Source organism: Microbacterium aquilitoris, from assembly GCF_031932285.1.
GTDB classification, from domain to species: Bacteria; Actinomycetota; Actinomycetes; order Actinomycetales; family Microbacteriaceae; genus Microbacterium; species Microbacterium aquilitoris.
On record NZ_JAUZVT010000001.1, the window covers coordinates 460,652 to 480,784 of the forward strand.

General features: G+C 70.2%; 21 protein-coding genes. 11 read left to right on the top strand and 10 right to left on the bottom strand.

The annotated features are described in order from the left end of the window. Position 1 precedes the first annotated feature (1 nt). Genes Q9S78_RS02300 through Q9S78_RS02330 form a run of 7 tightly spaced genes read left to right on the top strand, consistent with a single transcriptional unit; the run spans position 2 to position 5,785 of the window. Positions 2 to 1,621, top strand: a complete 1,620-nt coding sequence (locus tag Q9S78_RS02300; protein ID WP_311858481.1) for a Ycf46 family AAA ATPase — start codon at positions 2 to 4, stop codon at positions 1,619 to 1,621. Between the two features lie 32 nt (positions 1,622 to 1,653). After that, on the top strand, positions 1,654 to 1,860 hold the full coding sequence (locus Q9S78_RS02305; protein WP_116227830.1) for a DUF2997 domain-containing protein: 207 nt from the start codon (positions 1,654 to 1,656) through the stop codon (positions 1,858 to 1,860). Further along, positions 1,857 to 2,594, top strand: a complete 738-nt coding sequence (locus Q9S78_RS02310) for a 4Fe-4S single cluster domain-containing protein (protein ID WP_311858484.1) — start codon at positions 1,857 to 1,859, stop codon at positions 2,592 to 2,594. The genes Q9S78_RS02305 and Q9S78_RS02310 overlap by 4 nt, the downstream gene beginning before the upstream one ends. After that, positions 2,591 to 3,097 carry a hypothetical protein gene (locus Q9S78_RS02315; RefSeq protein WP_018187864.1) on the top strand — a complete coding sequence of 169 codons (507 nt, stop codon included), beginning with the start codon at positions 2,591 to 2,593 and terminating at the stop codon, positions 3,095 to 3,097. Before Q9S78_RS02310 ends, Q9S78_RS02315 begins: the two co-directional genes overlap by 4 nt. Next, positions 3,094 to 3,858 (top strand): ComEA family DNA-binding protein, encoded by a 765-nt coding sequence (locus tag Q9S78_RS02320; protein WP_311858485.1) that lies wholly within the window; start codon positions 3,094 to 3,096, stop codon positions 3,856 to 3,858. Before Q9S78_RS02315 ends, Q9S78_RS02320 begins: the two co-directional genes overlap by 4 nt. A gap of 53 nt (positions 3,859 to 3,911) precedes the next feature. Beyond that, positions 3,912 to 5,453, top strand: coding sequence for an alpha-L-fucosidase (locus tag Q9S78_RS02325; RefSeq protein ID WP_311868649.1), 1,542 nt, complete (start codon positions 3,912 to 3,914; stop codon positions 5,451 to 5,453). 41 nt (positions 5,454 to 5,494) lie between these two features. Next, positions 5,495 to 5,785, top strand: coding sequence for a chorismate mutase (locus tag Q9S78_RS02330; protein WP_018187867.1), 291 nt, complete (start codon positions 5,495 to 5,497; stop codon positions 5,783 to 5,785). Between the two features lie 95 nt (positions 5,786 to 5,880). On the opposite strand, the gene Q9S78_RS02335 is transcribed toward Q9S78_RS02330, so the two are convergent. The 5 genes from Q9S78_RS02335 to Q9S78_RS02355 form a co-directional block, all read right to left on the bottom strand. Beyond that, on the bottom strand, positions 5,881 to 7,782 hold the full coding sequence (locus Q9S78_RS02335) for an alpha-amylase family protein (RefSeq protein ID WP_311868650.1): 1,902 nt from the start codon (positions 7,780 to 7,782) through the stop codon (positions 5,881 to 5,883). 96 nt (positions 7,783 to 7,878) lie between these two features. Then, positions 7,879 to 8,577 (bottom strand): hypothetical protein, encoded by a 699-nt coding sequence (locus Q9S78_RS02340; protein ID WP_311868652.1) that lies wholly within the window; start codon positions 8,575 to 8,577, stop codon positions 7,879 to 7,881. Further along, complete coding sequence (locus Q9S78_RS02345; protein WP_311868654.1) at positions 8,574 to 9,470, bottom strand: ABC transporter ATP-binding protein; 897 nt, start codon at positions 9,468 to 9,470, stop codon at positions 8,574 to 8,576. The genes Q9S78_RS02340 and Q9S78_RS02345 overlap by 4 nt, the downstream gene beginning before the upstream one ends. Continuing rightward, positions 9,467 to 9,844 carry a GntR family transcriptional regulator gene (locus tag Q9S78_RS02350; protein WP_116227837.1) on the bottom strand — a complete coding sequence of 126 codons (378 nt, stop codon included), beginning with the start codon at positions 9,842 to 9,844 and terminating at the stop codon, positions 9,467 to 9,469. The genes Q9S78_RS02345 and Q9S78_RS02350 overlap by 4 nt, the downstream gene beginning before the upstream one ends. Positions 9,845 to 9,986: 142 nt before the next feature. Next, positions 9,987 to 11,153 (bottom strand): MalY/PatB family protein, encoded by a 1,167-nt coding sequence (locus Q9S78_RS02355; RefSeq protein ID WP_311868655.1) that lies wholly within the window; start codon positions 11,151 to 11,153, stop codon positions 9,987 to 9,989. A 381-nt stretch (positions 11,154 to 11,534) separates the two neighbouring features. Here Q9S78_RS02355 and Q9S78_RS02360 point away from each other — a divergent pair, with 381 nt between their 5' ends. Genes Q9S78_RS02360 through Q9S78_RS02370 form a run of 3 tightly spaced genes read left to right on the top strand, consistent with a single transcriptional unit; the run spans position 11,535 to position 14,731 of the window. After that, a complete protein-coding gene (locus Q9S78_RS02360) occupies positions 11,535 to 12,833 on the top strand; it encodes a quaternary amine ABC transporter ATP-binding protein (RefSeq protein WP_116227839.1) in 1,299 nt (432 codons plus the stop codon). Then, positions 12,833 to 13,759: an ABC transporter permease gene (locus Q9S78_RS02365; protein ID WP_311868657.1), complete on the top strand. Its 927-nt coding sequence runs from the start codon at positions 12,833 to 12,835 to the stop codon at positions 13,757 to 13,759. The genes Q9S78_RS02360 and Q9S78_RS02365 overlap by 1 nt, the downstream gene beginning before the upstream one ends. Before the next feature lie 51 nt (positions 13,760 to 13,810). Further along, a complete protein-coding gene (locus Q9S78_RS02370) occupies positions 13,811 to 14,731 on the top strand; it encodes a glycine betaine ABC transporter substrate-binding protein (protein WP_018187875.1) in 921 nt (306 codons plus the stop codon). Between the two features lie 13 nt (positions 14,732 to 14,744). Here Q9S78_RS02370 and Q9S78_RS02375 read toward each other — a convergent pair whose 3' ends face one another. Both Q9S78_RS02375 and Q9S78_RS02380 read right to left on the bottom strand, forming a co-directional pair. Beyond that, positions 14,745 to 15,497: a hypothetical protein gene (locus Q9S78_RS02375; protein ID WP_018187876.1), complete on the bottom strand. Its 753-nt coding sequence runs from the start codon at positions 15,495 to 15,497 to the stop codon at positions 14,745 to 14,747. A gap of 10 nt (positions 15,498 to 15,507) precedes the next feature. Then, a complete protein-coding gene (locus tag Q9S78_RS02380) occupies positions 15,508 to 16,374 on the bottom strand; it encodes a hypothetical protein (protein ID WP_020097650.1) in 867 nt (288 codons plus the stop codon). 83 nt (positions 16,375 to 16,457) lie between these two features. On the opposite strand from Q9S78_RS02380, the gene Q9S78_RS02385 reads away from it, so the two are divergent. Beyond that, a complete protein-coding gene (locus Q9S78_RS02385) occupies positions 16,458 to 16,856 on the top strand; it encodes a DUF4259 domain-containing protein (RefSeq protein WP_028497435.1) in 399 nt (132 codons plus the stop codon). Positions 16,857 to 16,862: 6 nt separating this feature from the next. Here the strand turns inward: Q9S78_RS02385 and Q9S78_RS02390 are convergent, their stop codons facing one another. Genes Q9S78_RS02390 through purL form a run of 3 tightly spaced genes read right to left on the bottom strand, consistent with a single transcriptional unit; the run spans position 16,863 to position 20,067 of the window. Continuing rightward, the gene (locus tag Q9S78_RS02390) at positions 16,863 to 17,594 is read right to left on the bottom strand and encodes a YqjF family protein (protein ID WP_018187879.1); all 732 of its coding nucleotides are present in this window, start codon (positions 17,592 to 17,594) and stop codon (positions 16,863 to 16,865) included. 8 nt (positions 17,595 to 17,602) lie between these two features. Beyond that, entirely contained in the window at positions 17,603 to 17,737 is a 135-nt protein-coding gene (locus Q9S78_RS02395; protein ID WP_018187880.1) for a hypothetical protein, read from the bottom strand. Continuing rightward, the gene (gene purL / locus Q9S78_RS02400) at positions 17,734 to 20,067 is read right to left on the bottom strand and encodes a phosphoribosylformylglycinamidine synthase subunit PurL (RefSeq protein WP_311868662.1); all 2,334 of its coding nucleotides are present in this window, start codon (positions 20,065 to 20,067) and stop codon (positions 17,734 to 17,736) included. Before purL ends, Q9S78_RS02395 begins: the two co-directional genes overlap by 4 nt. Between the last annotated feature and the right edge of the window lie 66 nt (positions 20,068 to 20,133).

Genomic DNA, 20,133 nt, shown 5'->3' on the forward strand with positions numbered 1-20,133 from the left:
CGTGACCTTCGACGCCACGCTGGATGCGGCCTTCAAGGCCCGCCTGCCCCTGCTGTACCTCGAGACGGCGGAGGAGGTCCGGGCGGTGGCCGCGATCACGGATGCCGCGCACGCCCAGCGCAACCGTCGCCGCGTCTGGACGTGGACGTCGGCGCTCGGGCTCATCGACCCCGACGGCAAGAGCGTCTCGAACACGACGAACCCCGCGCGGGCGCTGCAGCACGCGGCGGGGGTGACCGACCCGAGCGTCTTCATCTTCTGCGACCTGCACGCCTACTTCGGCGGCGAGCACCGGCAGGGCGACCCTGCGATCGTGCGGACGGTGCGCGAGACCGCACTCGAGTTCCGCCACGGCGACGTGTCGCGGACGCTCGTCGTCACGGCGCCGGTGCGGGTGATCCCGCCCGAGCTCGACGAGCTGACCCACCTGTTCGACTTCCCGTTGCCGACCGCCGAGGAGATCCGCGATCTCCTCGACACGATGATCGAGAACAACTCGGGTGACATCCGTGTCGACGCCGACGACGCAGCGCGGGAGTCGCTCGTCCAGGCCGCGCTCGGCCTCACGATGGCCGAAGCCGAGAACGCCTTCGCGCAGGCGATGGTGAACGACGGCAAGCTGACGGGCGACGACATCCGCGTCGTGCTGCACGAGAAGCGCCAGGTGGTGCGCAAGTCCGGCGTGCTCGAGTTCGTCACGGGCGACCTCGACCTCGACGATGTCGGCGGCCTCAACAACCTGAAGCGCTGGCTCGAGCGCCGCAACGGGTCGTGGCTGCCGAGCGCACACGAGTACGGGCTGCCCTCGCCGAAGGGCGTGCTGATCACGGGCGTCCCCGGCTGCGGCAAGTCGATGACCGCGAAGGCGACGGCGGCCTCGTGGGGGCTGCCGCTGCTGCGGCTCGACATCGGCCGGATCTTCTCGGGCCTCGTCGGCTCGAGCGAGCAGAACCTGCGGACGGCCATCGCGACCGCCGAGGCGGTGGCCCCCTGCATCCTGTGGGTCGACGAGATCGAGAAGGGCTTCTCGAACACCACGGGGCAGGGAGACTCGGGCACGACGGCGCGCGTGTTCGGCACGTTCCTGACCTGGATGCAGGAGAAGAAGCACCCCGTCTTCGTCGTCGCGACCGCGAACAACATCGACGCCCTGCCGCCCGAGTTCATGCGCAAGGGACGCTTCGATGAGATCTTCTTCGTCGACCTTCCCACGACCGTCGAGCGCGAGGTCATCTGGTCGCTGCAGCTCGCCGCGCACGCGACCCCGGCCAACGGGCTCGACGCGATCGCGAACGATGAGGCGGCCGTCGCCGCCCTCGTCGCCGCGAGCGAGAACCACTCGGGCGCCGAGATCGAGCAGGCCGTGGTCGCCGCCCTGTACGAGGGCTTCAGCGGCCGGAAGACGATCACCACCGATGTCGTCACCCGTGTCGTCGAGACGATGATCCCTCTCGCGGTCACACAGGCCGAGGAGGTCCAGCGCATCCGCGCCTGGGCCGCCCAGCGCGCCGTCGGTGCGACCGGGACCGAAGACCTCGACGCCCACGACGTCACCGCGAACGGCACGGAGACCCACGGGGCCCTGTCGTCGCGTCGCGGCGGTCGTACCGTGGACTACTGACCGGTCGAGACACGCAGGAACGGGAGTCGGACATGAAGAAGCTCGTGGTGCAGTTGCGCTCCGACGGGTCGGTCGCGGCCGAGACCTTCGGGATGACCGGGGCCGAGTGCCTCGATTACATCGAGCAGCTCGAGGCGCTGCTCGATGCGGAGGCGACGTCGTCGCAGTTCACCGAGGACTACACGCGCGTCGCGTCGGCGGCATCCGATTCCCTCGTGCAGGAGGATCGGGACCGGTGATCGTCACCCAGTCGCTCGGCGTCGGCGGGGAGGGCAGCCTCCTCGGGACGACGCCGCCCCCGCGGGGCGGTGCAGCGCTGCAGTGGTCGCGTTTCGTGCCGGCCACCGCGGCCGAGGGCCCGGGGCTGCGGGCGGCGGTGTGGGTGCAGGGGTGTTCGGTCCGCTGCCCCGGATGCTTCAACCCGCACATGTGGGCCGAACGGGGGGCGCTGCTCGATGACCCCGCCGATCTCGCGTCGCGGTGGGTCGAGGACGCACGGGCCGCCGGCGCCGAGGGTGTGACACTCCTCGGCGGCGAGCCGTTCGATCAGGCCGACGCGCTCGCCACGGTCGCCGAGGCGTTCCGCGATGCGGGACTCGGCGTCATGGCGTTCTCGGGGTACACGCTGGACCGTCTGCAGGCCTGGGCCGCGGAGCGCGACGGCGTCGCGCGCCTGCTCGCCGCGACCGACCTGCTGTGCGACGGACCGTACCTCGCCGACCTCCCCGACACGCGCCGGCCGTGGATCGGGTCGCAGAACCAATCGATCCGCTCCCTCACGCCCCGGTACGCCGCGGAGGTCGACCGCATCGCGCGCGACGGCGGCCGGGACGCCCTCGAAGTGCGCATCTCCGCCGACGGCGCTGTCGCCGTCAACGGGTGGGCGACGGATGCCGCGCTCGCCGACCTGCTGGACGATCTGGGCGTGCGCGGTGACCGCGTGGCATCCATCAGAAAGGGAACCTCCCGATGAGCATCTCGCTGATCCTCCTCCCCGCCGCCCTCGCCGCCGCCGCGGCCGTCGGCGGTACGGGCGCCCTCGGCGCGATCGCCCTGAACTCGGGGGCGACGTCCGGCCCCCGCGGCGGGTCGGAGGCCGTCCCGATCGCCGTGCAGACCCGCATGAAGGACCCCGACCTGCTCGCGGCCGCGCTCGCCGACCTGGGCGGGGCGGATGCCGCGCTCGTCGACGGTGTGCTGACGGCGACGATTGACGACGTCGAGATCGTCATGTCGCGGACCGCCGATGGGGTCTGGGGCGCCCACCTGTCGCGGCTCGACGGCCACGAGGTGACCGAGGCCGAGGCGACCGCCCTCATGATGCGAGTGGATGCCGCCTACGCCCGTCACGTGCAGCGTGCGGTCGCCGAGCGCATCCGCTCCCGCGCCGATCAGGCGGGGTTCGAGCTCGTCTCCGAGACGCGCGACGAGGATGACACCGTGACGATGGTGCTGAACGTGCGGGATTACGCGTGAGCACGCCCGCCCGCGACGGCGGGGTGCCGAGCTGGGGCTGGCTGCTCGGCGTCAGTTCGTGGCTCCTCCTCGTCTTCTTCGGGCCGGGGTCGGCGTGGATCGGCTTCCTCATCGTGGGGCTGGTCTCTCGTCGACGTGCCGCATTCGTGGCGACCGCCGTGAGCGGGCTGTTGTACATCTCCGTGATCACCGAGCTCTGGGGCGGGCTGACCAGCATGGTCAACGCGGTCGCCCACCTCGGGGGCATCGTCTTCGCACTCATCCTGAACCCCGGGTGGCTGCGGTCGCGGTGGGAGGCCCGCACGTCGCGGGGAGCGGCGCGGACGTCGACCCACGGTTCGCGCGGACGGCGATCCACCCAGCGGTCCACGAAGCGCGCCACGACCGCGGCATCCTCCGGCTCGGCCCGCTCTGCGGCCTCGACCCGCTCCGCGGCTCCGACGCGCTCGACGGAGGCGACGCGCCTGGCCGCCTCGGTCGGCGCGTCGTCCGCCGACCTGCTGCAGACGGCGGAGCCGGCCGAACCCGTCGACGTGCAGAACGCGACGGCGGACGAACTGGCCGAGCTGCCGGGCCTCACCCGCACCAAGGCACGCCGCGCCGTGCGGACGCGCGGCAAGAACGGCGGGTTCACCTCGCTCGAGGACTTCGGAGAGGCCGCCGGCCTGCAGCCGCACGAGATCGTCCGACTGCGATCGGTGGCGACCTGCTCGCCCCGGCCCCGCGGCGAACGCCGGTTCGGCCGACGAGTGGATCTCTGACCGACGCTTTTCCAACGTTGCAATTCGTTCGTGCGGGGTCCAGGATCGGGGGCATGGCCGACTCCCCTCTCGAGCCCCTCGACCCGGCATCCCTTCCCCCTCGGGTCGACGTCAGCGACAACTCGGCGGCGATCGCCGCTGTGCAGGACGTCATCGACGCCGGCCCGTACGACGCGACGTGGGAGTCGCTGCGGGCGTACGAACCGCCGCTCTGGTACCGCGACGCGAAGTTCGGGATCTTCATCCACTGGGGCATCCCCTCGGTCCCCGCCCAGGGCGAGTGGTACTCCCGCACGATGTACCTCGAAGCCGATCGCGCGTTCGAGCACCACCGCGTCACCTACGGGTCGCACGATCAGTTCGGGTATAAGGACTTCATCCCCTCGTTCACGATGGACCGCTTCGACCCGGCCGAGTGGGCCGAGGTGTTCCGCCGCGCGGGTGCCCAGTTCGTCGTGCCCGTCGCCGAGCACCACGACGGGTTCGCGATGTACGACACCGACCGGTCGCGGTGGAGCGCGGCCAAGATGGGGCCTCGACGCGACGTGTTCGGCGACCTCATGACGGCCGTCGACGACGCGTGGATGGTGCGCGGGGCCTCCTCGCACCGTGCCGAGCACTGGTTCTTCCAGAACGGCGGGATGCGGTTCGACTCCGACGTCCGCGATGCGCGCTTCTTCGACCTGTACGGCCCCGCCCAGCGCGAGGAGACCGCGCCGAACGAGCTCTTCCTCGAGGACTGGCTGCTGCGCACCGTCGAGATCATCGACAAATACCGGCCGCAGGTGCTGTGGTTCGACTGGTGGCTCGAGCAGCCCGCCTTCGAGCCATACATCCGCAAGCTCGCTGCGTACTACTACAACCGTGCGGCCGAGTGGGGCCGCGGCGTCGTCATCAACTACAAGTGGACGGCGTTCGCCGAGGGGAGTGCGGTCTACGACATCGAACGCGGGGCGATGCCCGGCATCCGTCCCGACGTGTGGCAGAACGACAGCTCGGTCGGCAAGACGTCGTGGGGGTGGATCGAGGACCACGACTACAAGAGCGTCGACGACCTGATCGGCGAACTCGTCGACGTCGTCGCGAAGAACGGCAACCTGCTGCTGAACATCGGGCCGAAGGCCGACGGCACGATCGCCCCGGCCGAGCGCGAGATGCTCGAGGGGATCGGCGACTGGCTCACCGTCAACGGCGAGGCGATCTTCGGGACCCGGCCCTGGCTCATCCCCGGTGAGGGACCCACCGAGGTCGTCGCGGGGTCGATGATCGACGACGCGTTCGCGCCGTACACGTCCGAGGACGTCCGCTTCACGACCCGCACCGACGTCACCGGCGACTACGTCTACGCGACGGTGCTCCGCTGGCCCGAGGACGGCGTCGCGTCGATCCGCTCATGGGGACGCTCGAGCGGTCTGCTCGGACGTCCCATCGCAGAGCTCACGGTGCTCGGTGCGGGTTCGGCCGAATGGACCCAGGATGCCGACGCCCTCCGCGTCACGCTGCCCGAGACACCGCCGTCCGCCGTCGGGGTCGTCGTGAAGCTCTGGCTCGAGCCCGTGCACGAGCCGGCGCGCAAGGATTTCCTGCACGGCTGAGTCTCATCACCGACCGCGGTACTCTCGTCGCCGGAGGAATCATGACCGACCCGAACGTCCAGCTGCAGACCCTGCGATCCAGCATCGACAACATCGACGCCGCCCTCGTGTTCATGCTCGCCGAGCGATTCCGCTGCACGAAGCAGGTCGGCGTCCTCAAGGCGGAGCACGGGATGCCGGCATCCGACCCTTCCCGCGAGGAGCAGCAGACCGCGCGCCTGCGACGCCTCGCCGAAGAGGCGGACCTCGACCCCGAGTTCGCCGAGAAGTGGTTCAACTTCGTCGTCGCCGAGGTCATCCGACACCACACCGAGGCCGCCGAAGAGCGCTGACGGACGGGTCCTCGACGCGACCCGTCAGCGGATGCAACAGTTTCGGCGGCGACACGCCGATCAGGCGAGGGATGCCGCGGCGCGCCGCGCGGAATCTATTGCATCCGCTGACGCTGTACCCGCAGCCAGCGGACGCCGTGCGGCGCGAGCTCGAGGCCGTCGGTCAGATCCACGGCGGCATCCGTGACGACGTCGATCGCTGTCGCCTCGAACCCCGAGAGCGTCTCTCGGCCGACCGTCACCGCGTCGTCGCCGACGTTCGCGAGCACGAGCACGACGCCGGCGCCGACGCGTTGGAACCCGACCACCGACGGATGCGGCGTGTGGAACGGCGTCAGTGGATTGCCCGCGAACTCGGGCGTCCGGCGGCGGGCCGCGATGAGCGCGGTGAGCCGGGCGTGGATGCGCCCCGCGACCGTGGCGTTGTCGTGCCGCGCGGCGAACGCCGCGGCATCCGCTGCCGGACGGTGCACCCAGCGGCTGTCGCCGGCGTGCGCGGGGTCGTCGAGGTACGAGTGATCGTTGAGCTGCCCGAGCTCGTCACCGAGATAGAGCAGAGGGATGCCGCCGGTCGACAGCGCGAGCGCATGCGCCAGGATGACGCGGTCCTCGCCGCCCGGGTCGCCCGCCTCGACGCCGGCGAGGGACGCCGTGGTCCCCGCGACGCGGGCGTCGCCGGTCTTCGGGTTCTCCTGGAACGGCACGCCGCGCGAGAACGTGCCCTCGAAGCGCCCCACGTAGAAATCGTTGAGGAATCGGCGGTGCGAGTAACCGTCGATGCCGAGGGTCGCGGCATCCTCGTCGGCGAACGTCCAGCCGATGTCGTCGTGGCTGCGGACGTAGTTCACCCACGCGGTGCCCGCGGGCAGGGCGTGGCGTTCGTCGAGCGCCTTCTGCAGGAGGCGTCCGTCGCGGGTCGCCAGCGCCTCCCAGCCGAGCGCCATCTGCAGCGGGTTGTAGGAGAGCTGGCACTCGTCGGGCGAGATGTAGGTGATGACCTCGTCCGGGTGCACGATCGCCTCGGACTTGAAGAGCACCGACGGGGCACCGAGGGTGAGGACCTGGTTGAACGCCTGCAGCAGCAGGTGCGCCTCGGGAAGCGATTCGCACGTGGTGCCGAGCCGCTTCCAGATGAACGCGACGGCGTCCATGCGGAGCACCTCGACGCCCTGGTTCGCGAGGAACAGCATCTCGCCCGCCATGGCGCGGAAGACCGCCGGGTTCGCATAGTTGAGGTCCCACTGGAAGTGGTAGAACGTCGCCCAGATCCAGCGGCCGTCGGGCAGCTGCACGAACGCGCCGGGGTGGTCGTCGGGGAAGATCTCGCGGACCGTCTGCTCGTAGAGATCGGGCATCGTGCGGTCGGGGAAGATCAGGTAGAAGTCCTCGTACCCGGGGACGCCGGCGATCGCCTTCTGCGCCCACTCGTGCTCGTTGCTCGTGTGGTTGAAGATGAAGTCCACGACGAGCGAGATCCCCGCCTCACGCAACTCCGCCGACAGGGCGGCGAGGTCTGCCATCGTGCCGAGGCGGTCGTCGACCGCGCGGTAGCTCGACACCGCGTAGCCGCCGTCGTTGTTGCCCTCGGGGGAGTCGAACAGCGGCATCAGGTGCAGGTAGGTGAGACCCAGCTCCTGGAAGTAGGGGATGCGATCCCGGATGCCCCGAAGGGACCCCGCGTACCTGTCGACGTAGCAGACGCCGCCGAGCATCTTCTCCGACAGGAACCAGCCCGGGTCGGCGAGGCGTCGCCGGTCGAGCGATTTGAGATCGGCGGGGCGGTCGCGCCAGCTCGCGGCGGCGGCGGCGATGACGTCGGCGAGGGCCTCCTGGCCGTCCTCGCGCTCGCCGTAGAGCTGCAGGAACAGGCCGTGCAGGACGGGGAACACGTCGTCGAGGCGAGCCTCGAACTCCGGATCGGGTCGGCCTGAGGCAGCGGATGCGGCGGCGACGGCGGCATCCCTGTCATTCTGCGTACCCGGTGTCAGACGTGCCATCGTGCTCCCCACCGCCCTGTCGAGTGGATCGAATCGTATCGCGGCCGGGGATCGCGCCAGGCGATCCCCGGCCGCGGCCGTCGGAGGGTGTCGTCCTCAGGCGATGGCTCGTCGGAGCGTCCCGTACGAGACGGCCGACAGCGCGGCGATGACGAGGACGAGTGCACCCGTCAGGGCGATCGGGGTCAGCGAGCCGAACCAGGCGAACACCGGTCCCCAGGCATCCATCCGTCCGACGACCCAGAGGCCGCCGATGAGGATCAGCCCGAGTCCGATCAGCAGGACGGTGAGGATGAGGTTGCCCCAGCGCTTGTAGACGGTCGCGAAGAAGAAGCCGACGACGAAGAACAGCATCGCGACGACGGCGAAGAACAGTCCCGCCACGAGCGGCCCCTGCGACCAGATCCAGGTGAGGCGGAACATGTAGGCGTTCATGCCCCACCCGCGCGTGGCCTGCTCGATGAGTCCGCCGATGACGAAGATCACCGCGAGACCGACGGACGTCAGCGCGGCGGTCAGGAGCGTGCCGAGGTAGAACTCGCGCCGCGTCACGCTCATGGCCTGCGAGAACGGGAAGCTCAGGGTCAGTGCCTGGACGCCGACGGCCAGGAAGTACCACAGCGGAGCCTGCGCTCCGCCGCCGAACATCGTCGTGGTGTCGATGGCGCTCGTCGAGAGCATGCCGAAGATGAGGAGACTGATGGCGAGCGTGCCGCCCAGCACGATCAGCGGCACCCAGATGAAGGTGGCGCGGTTGACGAGCTGCATGCGCACGACGTTGAGGGTGCGGTTCATCGGAGTGCTCCTTCGTCGGTGTGGACGGCGTTCTGCGTCTGCCGCACGATGAGCTGCTGCAGCGAGACCGGCAGGACGTCGAGGCCCGCCAGCGAGAGCTCGGTGCGGTCCTCGGCGCTCAGCGCGCCGAGGAGGGTGGCGCTCGTGGTGCGTCCGAGGCTCTCGCGGTGGATGACCTCGCGACCCGCGACGAACTCCTCGACCACGGCGGTCTCGCCGACGATCGTCGACGCGCGTCCCCGGATGGACTCGGTGTCCTCGTCCATGATGATGCGGCCGGCGTCGATGACGAGGACCTTCTCGAGGAGGTTGGCGACCTCGTCGATCAGGTGGCTGGAGAGGATGATCGTGCGCGGGTGCTCGGCGTAGTCCTCGAGGAGGCGATCGTAGAAGATCTGGCGGGCGACGGCATCCAACCCCAGGTACGGCTCGTCGAAGAAGGTGACCTCGGCGCGGGCGGCGATGCCGATGATGACGCCGACGGCCGAGAGCTGGCCGCGCGAGAGCTTCTTGATGCGCGTCTTCATCGGCAGGCGGAACTCGCGGACGAGCCGGTCGGCGACCCCCTGGTCCCAATTCGGGTAGAACAGCCGGGCGATGCGGAAGGCGTGCGTCGGCGTCGCGTCGTCGGGGTACTTCTGGCTCTCACGGACGAAGCACATCCGGCTGAGGACGGCGGCGTTCTCGTAGGGAGCCTCGCCGAAGACGCGGACATCGCCCGCGGTGGCGAAGTTCTGCGCCGTGAGGATCGACATCACGGTCGTCTTGCCGGCGCCGTTGCGGCCGAGGAGGCCGTAGATGGCGTCGCGCTCGATCGTGAACGAGATGTCGTCCACGGCGGTGGTGTCGCGGTAACGCTTGGTGAGGTTCTTCACCTCGATGACGGCGGTCATCGTGACGTTCCTTTCGTGGTCGTGGCGCGCTCGGTCAGCAGACGCGCGAGGTCGTCGGGTCCGAGGCCGAGCTTGCGTGCCTCGGCGATAAGAGGATCGAGATAGCGGTCGGCGAAGGCCGAACGCCGCTCGGTGAGGAGCAGCTCGCGAGCGCCGTCGGCGACGAACATGCCGATGCCGCGGCGCTTCACGAGGACGCCTTTGTCGGTGAGCATCGCGATTCCCTTCGCCGCGGTGGCCGGATTGATGCGGTGGAAGGCCGCCAGCTCATTCGTCGACGGAGCCTGCTCCTGCTCGGACAGGCTGCCGTCGATGATCGAGTCCTCGACGCTCTCTGCGATCTGCAGGAAGAGCGGGCGTCCTTCGTCGACCATTCCGACTCCGCGTTCTCGTTCGTTGGTTAGTTACGTGAGTAGGTAACCACCGAACCTCGACGGTGTCAACAGCCGGATACGACGAATCCCGCGACCCCTGAGGGGTGCCGCGGGATTCGTCGTCAGTGAGGTCAGCCTCGGATCAGCCCCGGACGGCGTCGCCGACCCGGCGCACGATCTGTTCCAGGATCGGTCGCGGCGTCGCGAAGATCAGCCGGGTGAAACCCGTACCGGCGACGCCGCACATCGATCCTTCGGTCAGCGTCACGCCGGCTTCGCGGGTGAGGAACTCGGCGGGGCGATCGCCGAGCCCGAGCGCGCGGAGGTCGATCCACGCGACGTACGTCCCCTCGGGCTTCGGCATCCATGCGTCGGGGATCTCCTCGGCGACCAGGTCGAGCAGGGTGTCGCGGTTGAGCTCGATGTAGGGCACGAGGTCGGCGAGCCAGGGGTCGCCTTCGCGGTAAGCCGTCGCATTCGCGATCGCGCCCAGGTTGCTCGTGCCGTGGCCGGCGAAGGGGCCGAGCCGTTCCCAGGTCTCGCGGTCCGTGTCGCTCGTGAGGACGAGCTGGGCGCATTTGAGCCCCGGCAGGTTCCACGCTTTGGACGCGCTCATCGCGGTGATCGTGTGCTGGGCGGCGGCGGGCGAGACCGTGGCGTAGGGCACGTGGGTCGATCCGCTGTAGACGAGGGGTGCCCAGATCTCGTCGGAAAAGACGCGCCCGCCGTTGCGTTCCACGACCTCCGAGATAGCGAGCAGCTCGTCCCGTGAGAACACGCGGCCGACCGGGTTGTAGGGGTTGCAGAGCAGCAGGAGGTTCCCGCCGTCGTCGAAGGCGCGCTGCAGGGCATCGAGATCGAACTCGTACCGCCCGTTGCGGACGGCGAGCGGCACCTCGATGACGTCGCGTCCGCGCATCGGGGGCACGAAGAGGAAAGGCATGTACGACGGCGTGGGCACGATGATCTTCGACCCCGGCGCGGAGCAGTGCTCCATGGCGAGCTCGAGTCCCATGATCACGTCGGGCACCGGCTGGACGTCGGATGCCGCGACCTGCCAGCCGTATCGCCTCGCCACGAACTCGGCGGTCGCCTCGGACAGATCGGCGCTGATCCCCCGGGGCATGTACCCGAACGACCCGGCGTCGACCGCACGGTGGAGAGCCGCCGTGATCGCGGGATCGATCCCGAAGTCCATCTCGGCGACGAAGGCACCGAGCGACCCGTCGGCGGCCGACCACTTGGTGGCGCCCGTCGACCGCAGGTGGTCGATCGTCGTGGCGTCGATGCGTCGGGCGAAATCGCTCATGCGTGGTGCTCCTCATTCCGGGTGGACTCCCCTCCACTCTGCACCCCCGCGGGCATGGACGGGTTGCTCTCGCGGCGGGTGCGCGCGCGTGATATCCGCGCTTCGGGAAGAGGTCAAGGGGGTGGCTCGATTTGATCCACGTCAACCGACTTCGTTACCGTCGAACGTGGGCCTCGTGCCCTCGACGACCAGTCCGCGGCCGTTCGAGCCGGCGCCTCAGGGCGTGGTGACGAGCGGACGTATGGTCGGCGGTCTGGGCGATGGACCCGATGTTCGTCGCCGAAGCTCTGCACTCGAGTGAGGTTTCGCTCGTGCGGATGCCGGTGATCGCCACCCGGGCGCTACCTATGCGGACGCGTGCGCGCCCGCCGAGGGAAGCACGTGACAACTGCCGCTGTCGAAGCGAAGAATCTGTTCAAAGTCTTCGGACGCAATCCCGGCCAGGCGGTCAAGCGCCTGAAGGCCGGGGAACCCCGAGACCAGGTCCGCGACGCCGGGACCGCCGCCGTCATCGACGCGAGCTTCCGCGTCGAGCGGGGCGAGATCTTCGTGATCATGGGCCTGTCGGGCTCGGGGAAGTCCACCATCATCCGCATGCTCAACGGGCTGCACGACGCGACCGGCGGAGAGGTGCTCGTACACGGCGAGCCGATCACCGGCATCCCGGCCGCGAAGCTCCGCGGCATCCGTCGTGAGCGCATCGCCATGGTGTTCCAGCACTTCGCGCTGCTGCCGCACCGCACGGTGGCGGCGAACGTCGCCTACCCGCTCGAACTGCAGGGCGTCGGCAAGGCGGAGCGGCTCGCGAAGGCCGAGGAGATCCTCGGGCTCGTCGGCCTCGAGGGCTGGGGCGACAAGCTGCCGTCGGCCCTGTCGGGAGGCATGCAGCAGCGCGTCGGCATCGCCCGTGCGCTCGCCGCCGACACCGACATCCTGCTCATGGACGAGGCGTTCAGCGCGCTCGACCCGCTCATCCGTCGCGAGATGCAGGAGCAGCTGCTCGAGCTGCAGCACAAGCTGCAGAAGACGATCATCTTCATCACGCACGACCTCAACGAGGCGATGTTCCTCGGCGACCGGATCGCGGTCATGCGCGACGGCCGCATCGTGCAGATCGGCACGCCGGAGGACATCCTCACCGACCCCGCCAACGACTACGTCGAGCAGTTCGTGCAGGACGTCGACCGCGCTCGCGTCCTCACCGCCGCGAACGTCATGGAGCGTCCCGGGTCGGTCTCGGTGACGGATGCCGCCGGCCCCCGCCGCGCCCTGCGCACCATGCGCGACGCCCGCATGGCCGCCGTCTACGTGACCGACCGCAGCCGCAAGCTCATCGGCATGGTCAGCGACCGCGACGCGCTCAAGCTCGTCCGCCGCGGCGAGAGCTCGCTGGCCTCCGCGCTCCGGCCGGTGCCGCAGGCCGTCGGCCAGGACGACGTCCTCATGGACCTCTTCGTGCCCGCTGCCGAGTCGCCGCTGCCGCTCGCGGTGACGGATGCCGAGGGTCGCCTCGTCGGCGTCATCCCGCGCATCACGCTGCTCACCGCGCTCGGCCCGTCGACGACCGAGACGACGGAGATCCCCGTGATCCTCGACCCGGTGCCCGGCTCCGTGATCGATGAGGCACTCGCCGGCGGCGCGGTCGACCGACCGGCCACCGAGAAGGAGGAGGTGCGCTGATGGGTGGTTTCCGCATCCCGATCGGTGAGTGGGCCGAAGCAGGCGTGGCGTGGATCCGCGACACGCTCGGCTGGCTGCTGTCCGGTGTCTCGGCCGTCGTCGGCTGGTTCGTGGACGCGCTCGCGAACGGTCTCCTGTCGTTGCCCATCGTCGCCGTGATCGTGATCTTCGCGGCGCTCGCCTGGGTGCTCCGTTCGTGGCGCTTCGCGATCGGCACGGTCGTCGGCTTCGTCCTCATCCTCGGGGTCGGTCAGTGGGTGACCTCGATGCAGACGCTCGCGCTCGTCCTGGTCGCGGCGATCATCGCCGTCGTCATCGCCGTGCCCCTCGGCATCGCCGCGGCCCGCAACGACACGTTCAGTGCGATCCTCCGCCCCGTGCTCGACCTCATGCAGAGCATGCCGGCTTTCGTCTACCTGATCCCCGCCATCGTGTTCTTCAGCATCGGCGTCGTGCCCGGTGTCGTCGCGACCGTCATCTTCGCGCTGCCCCCGGGCGTGCGTCTGACCGAGCTCGGCATCCGCGGCGTCGACAGCGAGACGGTCGAGGCCGGCCACGCGTTCGGCGCCACCCCGGGCCAGATCCTCCGCGGCGTGCAGCTGCCGCTCGCGATGCCGAGCATCATGGCCGGCGTCAACCAGCTGATCATGCTGGCCCTGTCGATGGCGGTCATCGCCGGTATCGCCGGCGCCGACGGCCTCGGCAAGGAGATCGTCCAGGCCATGTCGACCGTCGACATCGCCAAGGGCGTCGAGGCCGGGCTCAGCGTCGTCATCCTCGCCGTCTACCTCGACCGCCTGACGGGAGCCCTCGGCGCTCTGAAGACGCAGCGCGGCTCGCTGCTCGGTGCGATCGCGCGTCGTCGCGCGCCGAAGGACGCTCGCGTCTCGACCCCGACTCCCGCCCCGGAGCCCGTGGGCGTCTGACCCACCTGACCTGCTCGATACGGAACCAGCAATCACATACGGAAGGCACACATGAACAAGCGACACCTGACCGGCATCCTCGCGATCGGCGCTGCGGCATCCCTCGCCCTCGCCGGCTGCGCGACCGGCAACGACGTCGAGAACGGCGGCGGATCCAACGGCGGTGGCGAGGGCGACCTCGGCACCATCACGCTCGGCTACCTGCCCTCGTGGACCGACGGCCTCAGCACCGCGTACCTGCTCCAGGACCAGCTCGAGAAGGTCGGCTACACGGTCAAGATGCAGGAGCTCACCGAGGCGGGACCGCTCTACGCCGGTCTCGCGCAGGGCGACGTCGACATCTACCCCTCGGCCTGGCCCGAGCTGACCCACAAGTCCTACATGGACCAGTACAAGGACCAGATCGAGGACCTCGGTGCGTACTACGAGGGCGCGAAGCTGACCATCGCGGTGCCCGACTACGTCGACATCGACTCGATCGACGAGCTGAAGGCGAACGCGAGCCGCTTCGGCGGCAAGATCTACGGCATCGAGCCCGGGGCTGGTCTGACGAAGCAGACGCAGGAGTCGATGCTGCCCGAGTACGGGCTGGAGGACAGCTACCAGCTCGTCACGTCGTCGACGGCGGCGATGCTCACCGAGCTCGACAGCGCCGAGGCCGCGCAGCGCGACATCGTCGTGACGTCGTGGCGTCCGTTCTGGGCCAACGACAAGTACAACCTGAAGGACCTCGAGGACCCGAAGGGAGCGATGGGCGAGGCTGAGGCCCTGCACTTCCTCGCGACCGACGGCTTCAAGGAGGAGAACCCCGAGGCGGCGAAGCTCATCGCCGGCATCAAGCTGGACGACGAGGAGTACGCGAGCCTCGAGGACACCGTCGTCAACACCTACGGCGAAGGCAAGTACGCCGACGCCGTCGACGAGTGGCTGACGAAGAACCCCGACGCCTACGACACGATCGTCACCGACTGATCGGTCCGTGAGGTCACGGGGATCCGGCTTCGGCCGGGTCCCCGTTGTCGTTCGGGCGCTCGGTCAGCGGCTGGGCCACCTTCTTCTCGAGCACCTCGACCGCCTCGTCCGAGAGGGCGATGAGCCCGTCGATCTCCTCGCGGACGCGCTGGTAGGCGAGGTGGCGTTCCGCCGGCGTCGCGGCGTCGTCGGTGGCGACGGCGAGCATGCGGGATGCCGTCGCGAGCCGTTTGCGCTCGGCGTCCGTCAGTCCCGAGTCACGGGTGCGACGCGCTTCGCGCTCGGCGAGGTCGAAGGCGACCTCGAAGTCGGTGACGGCCCGGCGGTACTCGGCGACCTGCTCGGCCGTAGGCTTCGAGCCGTCGGCGGGGCGGGCGCGGTCGGCGATCTTCTTGGCGCGGAGGAACCCGGCGGTGAGGGGGTCGCGCCCGTTGCTCATCGACGGGAACGCGATGAGCTTGGCGACGTCGAGCTCGTAGTCGAGCCAGCGGTGCGTGACCTCGTCGTGGACGGCGCGCAGGTCGTCGGCCTGGTCCGCGACGGACTGCGAGGGGGCGTCGATCTCGGCGGCGGAGGCCGACCCGATGCCGCGCTTGGCCGCCGCACGCGCCGCCGTGAGTTCGGCCTTCGCCTTCATGATCTCGAGGCGCTGCTTGTGTCGGCGCTTCGACGACGCGGCGAACGATCCGCTCGCCGCGGAGGCGAGCCCGAACAGCGGGAACACGAGCCACCAGTAGTGGCCCGCGAATTGCCAGAAATCGGTCACTCGCTACACCTTACGGGCGGTGCTGGTCGCGGTCGCGACCGTCCCGCCGTGAGCGGTAGGCGTCCAGAGCGGATGCCGCGCCCTCCGCGGCGCGCGAGATCCCGTCCACCGAGCGGGCGATCGCCTCGGTCGCGACGATCGTCCAGCGTGCAGCGGTCGAGTGGTCCGCGGGGGCGTCGTCGGGTCGGTGTCCGGCGAGGCGCCAGGCCTCCTGCTCCGCAGCGGCGAACGCGCGCCCGGTGTCGTCGACGGCAGCCCGGTAGGTCGAGAACTGCTCGGGCGTCAGGGTGGCGGTGGCGGATGCCGGGCGGTGCTCGCGGGCGATGCCCTCGAGGCGCAGGAACTCGGCCGTGGCGGGGACGCGCACGTCGCTGAGCGCGGGGAAAGCGAGGCGGCGGGCGGCATCCGTCTCGTACTCCATCCAGCGTGCGGCGATCGCGTCGTGCGCGGCCATGAGACGCGCGAGGGGGAGGTGCTTCGGGTCGGTGCCGCGGGCGGGGACGGCGGCGCGCTCCGCGCCGACGCGGGCGCGAGCGACGCGGATGGTCGCGGTCGCCGCGGCTTTGGCGCGCTGCGCCGTCTCGAGTGCGCGCCGCGCGGTGCGGACGTCGTCGGGGTGGGCGCGGCCGACGGCGCGTTCGGCCTCGGCGCGGGTGAGTTCCGCCTGCGCGACGCGCGCTGCGGCGCGCGCGCTGACCGCGTCGGATCGGGCCTGCTGCAGCTCATGCTGGGCCGCCGTGAGCCCGAGGCGGCGGGCGCGGGTGGTCCGGCCGCGGCGGACGCCGACGAACCCGACCGCGCCGGCACCTGCGGCGGCGGGTGCGACCCACCAGAACTCCGCCAGCGCGGCTCCGACCCCCACGATCCAGAGCTGCATGCCGCCATGCTAGCCGCGACGGATGGTCGCGTTCCCAGGGATCGGACGTCGGGATGTCGCTCGGGCTCGCTACGCTCTGCCGCATGGGCACATGGAGCGAGGAACCGTTCGGCAACGACACCGCAGCGGACTGGGCGTGGGAACTCGACGAAGCGGACTCGTGGGCTTTCGTCACCGACGTCCTGCAGGGCTACGCGGCGGGTGATGAAGAGGACACGGACCGCGACGCCATCGCCGTCGCGGCGGCCGCCGTGGTCGCACACGGTTCCGGTCTTCCGCTCTCGGAGGAGGAGGACGCCGAGTCGGTCGAGGGCTTCCTCGCGCGGGTCGGCGCGCCGCCGGCATCCGTCGTGGCACTGGCGCGCGCCGCCCTCGACAAGGTCGGCGGCGACTCCGAGCTCGCCGAACTCTGGGATGAGTCCGACGAGATCGACGACTGGCGGGCGACCCTCACCCGGCTGCGGGACGCGCTCCCCGCCTGACGCCCGTCAGCGCACGCGGCGTGCGCTCGAGAAGCGGGTGATGACGCCGGGATGCCGGGCGGGCATCGCGAGCACGGAATCGGGCGCGCGGTCGGCGAGGCCCGGGAAACCGGCATCCGCGAGCAGGCCGTCGTCGAGACGCTCGACCTCGGCGCGCACCAGCGGCCACGGCTCGTGCTCGTTCGCGGCCCAGATCGTGCGGCCGAGGTGTCGCTCGTGGAAGCCCCAGCGTGCCGTGAGGAAGCGGCTCAGATCGTCGTCGACGACCTCGGTCCCCGGGACGACGCGGATGCGGGTGCGCGTCCGGTCGCCGAACCCCGGATGCCGCCGCGAGGCGTACTCGAGCGCGTCGCCGTCCGTTCGCATCGCGGCCTTCGCCCAGCGGTACGGCAGGCCGAAGACGGCACGCGCGCCGAGGACCGGCAGGAGGTGCTCGGCCTCGAGGGTCTGGAAGACGACGCCGCGGCGGCCGTCGGCATCCTTCGCGTAGGTGCGGACGTTGATCTCGACGAACCGGCCGACGAAGGGGACCGGGCGCAGCGGCAGGAAGCGGAACTCACTGAGGACGAACGGAATCAGCCCGACCCACGCCGACCCGTCGAAGAGGTCGGGTTCGGTTCCGGGCGGCAGGTGGGGTTCGACCCGTGCCGGATCGACCCGCCAGTGCAGGAAGCAGGCGCCGCTCCAGCGCTGCTGCAGCACCGCGCGACCCGGCAGGGCAGGCGCGGTGGCGTCCATGGTCCGGGTCAGCCGAACAGGAGGGTGAGGACGGTCGCGCCGCCGCCCACGAGCACCATCGCGACGATGACGGTCCACGCGACCACCTTCGTGCGGGCGCGCTTGCGCCCGACGAAGTCGGCGTATTCCGGGTCGTCGCTCACGCGGTGGCCTCGTCGACGATGGCTCCGAAGGCGGCGGGAAGCGTCGCCTTCGAGACCTGACGGAGCTCGGCGACGGGGACGGTGAAGACACCCTGGATCTCGAGGGCCGCCTGCTCGCCCTCGGCGGCGTCGTCGGTCACGCCGATGCGGAGCACGGGGTAGCCGCGGCCCTCGCAGAGGCCCCGGAACTTCACGTCCTCCTCGCGCGGCACCGACACGATGACGCGGCCGGTCGACTCGCTGAACAGGGCGGTCGCGGCATCGACACCGTCGCGCTCCATGATCTCGCGGAGCCACACGCGGGCGCCGACGCCGAACCGGGTCGTCGCCTCGGCGAGAGCCTGACCGAGGCCGCCGGCCGACAGGTCGTGCGCGCTCGAGACGAGCATCTCGTCGCGCGCGGCCTGCAGCAGGCCCGCGAGGGTCTTCTCGCCGGCGAGGTCGACCTTCGGCGGGCGACCGCCGAGGTGGTCGTGGATCGTGTCGGCCCAGGCCGAGCCGTCGAGCTCGGTGGACGTCGTGCCGAGCAGGTAGATGTTCTCGCCGGCATCCTGCCAGCCGCTGGGGATGCGGCGCGAGACGTCGTCCATGATGCCGAGCACGCCCACGACGGGGGTCGGGAAGATGGGCTGGTCCCCGGTCTGGTTGTAGAAGCTGACGTTGCCGCCCGTGACGGGGACGCCGAGTTCGAAGCAGGCGTCGGCGAGACCGTCGACGGTCTGCCCGAACTGCCACATGACCTCGGGGTTCTCGGGGCTGCCGAAGTTGAGGCAGTCGGTGACGGCGGTGGGCTCGGCGCCCGTGACGGCGACGTTGCGGTACGCCTCGGCCAGGGCGAGCTGCGCACCCGCGTACGGGTCGAGCTGGCAGTAACGGCCGTTGCAGTCGGTCGCGATCGCGAAGCCGAGACCCGACTCCTCGTCGACGCGGATCATGCCGGCGTCGTCGGGGAAGCTGAGGGCCGTGTTGCCCATGACGTAGTAGTCGTACTGGTTGGTGACCCACGACGTGTCGGCGAGGTTCGGGCTGCCGAGGAGCTTCAGGAACTGCTCGCGCAGCACCTCGGGGTCGTCGCTCCGCTCGAGGGACGCGGCGGAGTCCTTGCGGAGCGCGTCGATCCAGGTCGGGTAGGCGACGGGACGCTCGTAGACGGGGCCGTCGACCGCGACGGTCGAGGGGTCGACGTCGACGATCTGCTCGCCGTGCCAGAAGATCTGCAGGCGGCCGTCTCCGGTGACCTCGCCGAGGACGCTCGTCTCGACATCCCACTTCTGGACGACGGCGAGGAACGCGTCGAGCTTCTCGGGAGCGACGATCGCCATCATGCGCTCCTGGCTCTCGCTCATGAGGATCTCCTCGGGCGTGAGCGACGGGTCGCGCAGCAGCACCTTCTCGAGGTCGACCTTCATGCCCGAGCCGCCGTTGGCGGCCAGCTCGCTCGTCGCGCACGAGATTCCGGCGGCACCGAGGTCCTGGATGGCCTCGACGAGCTCGCCCTGGTAGAGCTCGAGGCAGCACTCGATGAGCACCTTCTCGGCGAACGGGTCGCCGACCTGCACGGCGGGACGCTTGGTGGGGCCGCCGTCGGCGAAGGTGTCGGACGCCAGGATCGAGGCGCCGCCGATGCCGTCGCCGCCGGTGCGGGCGCCGAACAGGACGACCTTGTTGCCGGCGCCGGTGGCGTTGGCGAGCTTGATGTCCTCGTGGCGGAGGACGCCGACCGCGAGCGCGTTGACGAGCGGGTTGCCCTGGTAGACCTTGTCGAAGACGGTCTCGCCGCCGATGTTCGGCAGGCCGAGGCAGTTCGCGTAGAAGCTGATGCCGCTGACGACGCCGTGCACGACGCGGGCGGTGTCGGGGTCGTCGATGTCGCCGAAGCGCAGCTGGTCCATGACCGCGACGGGGCGTGCGCCCATCGAGATGATGTCGCGGACGATGCCGCCGACACCTGTCGCGGCGCCCTGGAACGGCTCGATGTAGCTCGGGTGGTTGTGGGACTCGACCTTGAAGGTGACGGCCCAGCCCTCGCCCACGTCGACGACGCCGGCGTTCTGGCCCATGCCAACCATGAGCCGTTCCTTCATCTCGTCCGAGACCTTGTCGCCGAAGCGGCGGAGGTAGATCTTCGAGGACTTGTAGGAGCAGTGCTCGCTCCACATGACGGAGTACATCGCCAGCTCGCCCGAGGTGGGGCGCCGGCCGAGGATCTCGCGGATCTTGTCGTACTCATCGGGCTTCAGGCCGAGGGCGCCGTAGGGCTGCTCCCGCTCCGGCGTGGCGATGGCGTTCTCGACGGTGTCTGCGACGGAGGGGGTGACTGGGGTGCTCACGCGGCTGGGCTCCAAGACTCGGGATGCCGGGGGACGCCCTCATCCTATCGGCGGGGCACCGGCATC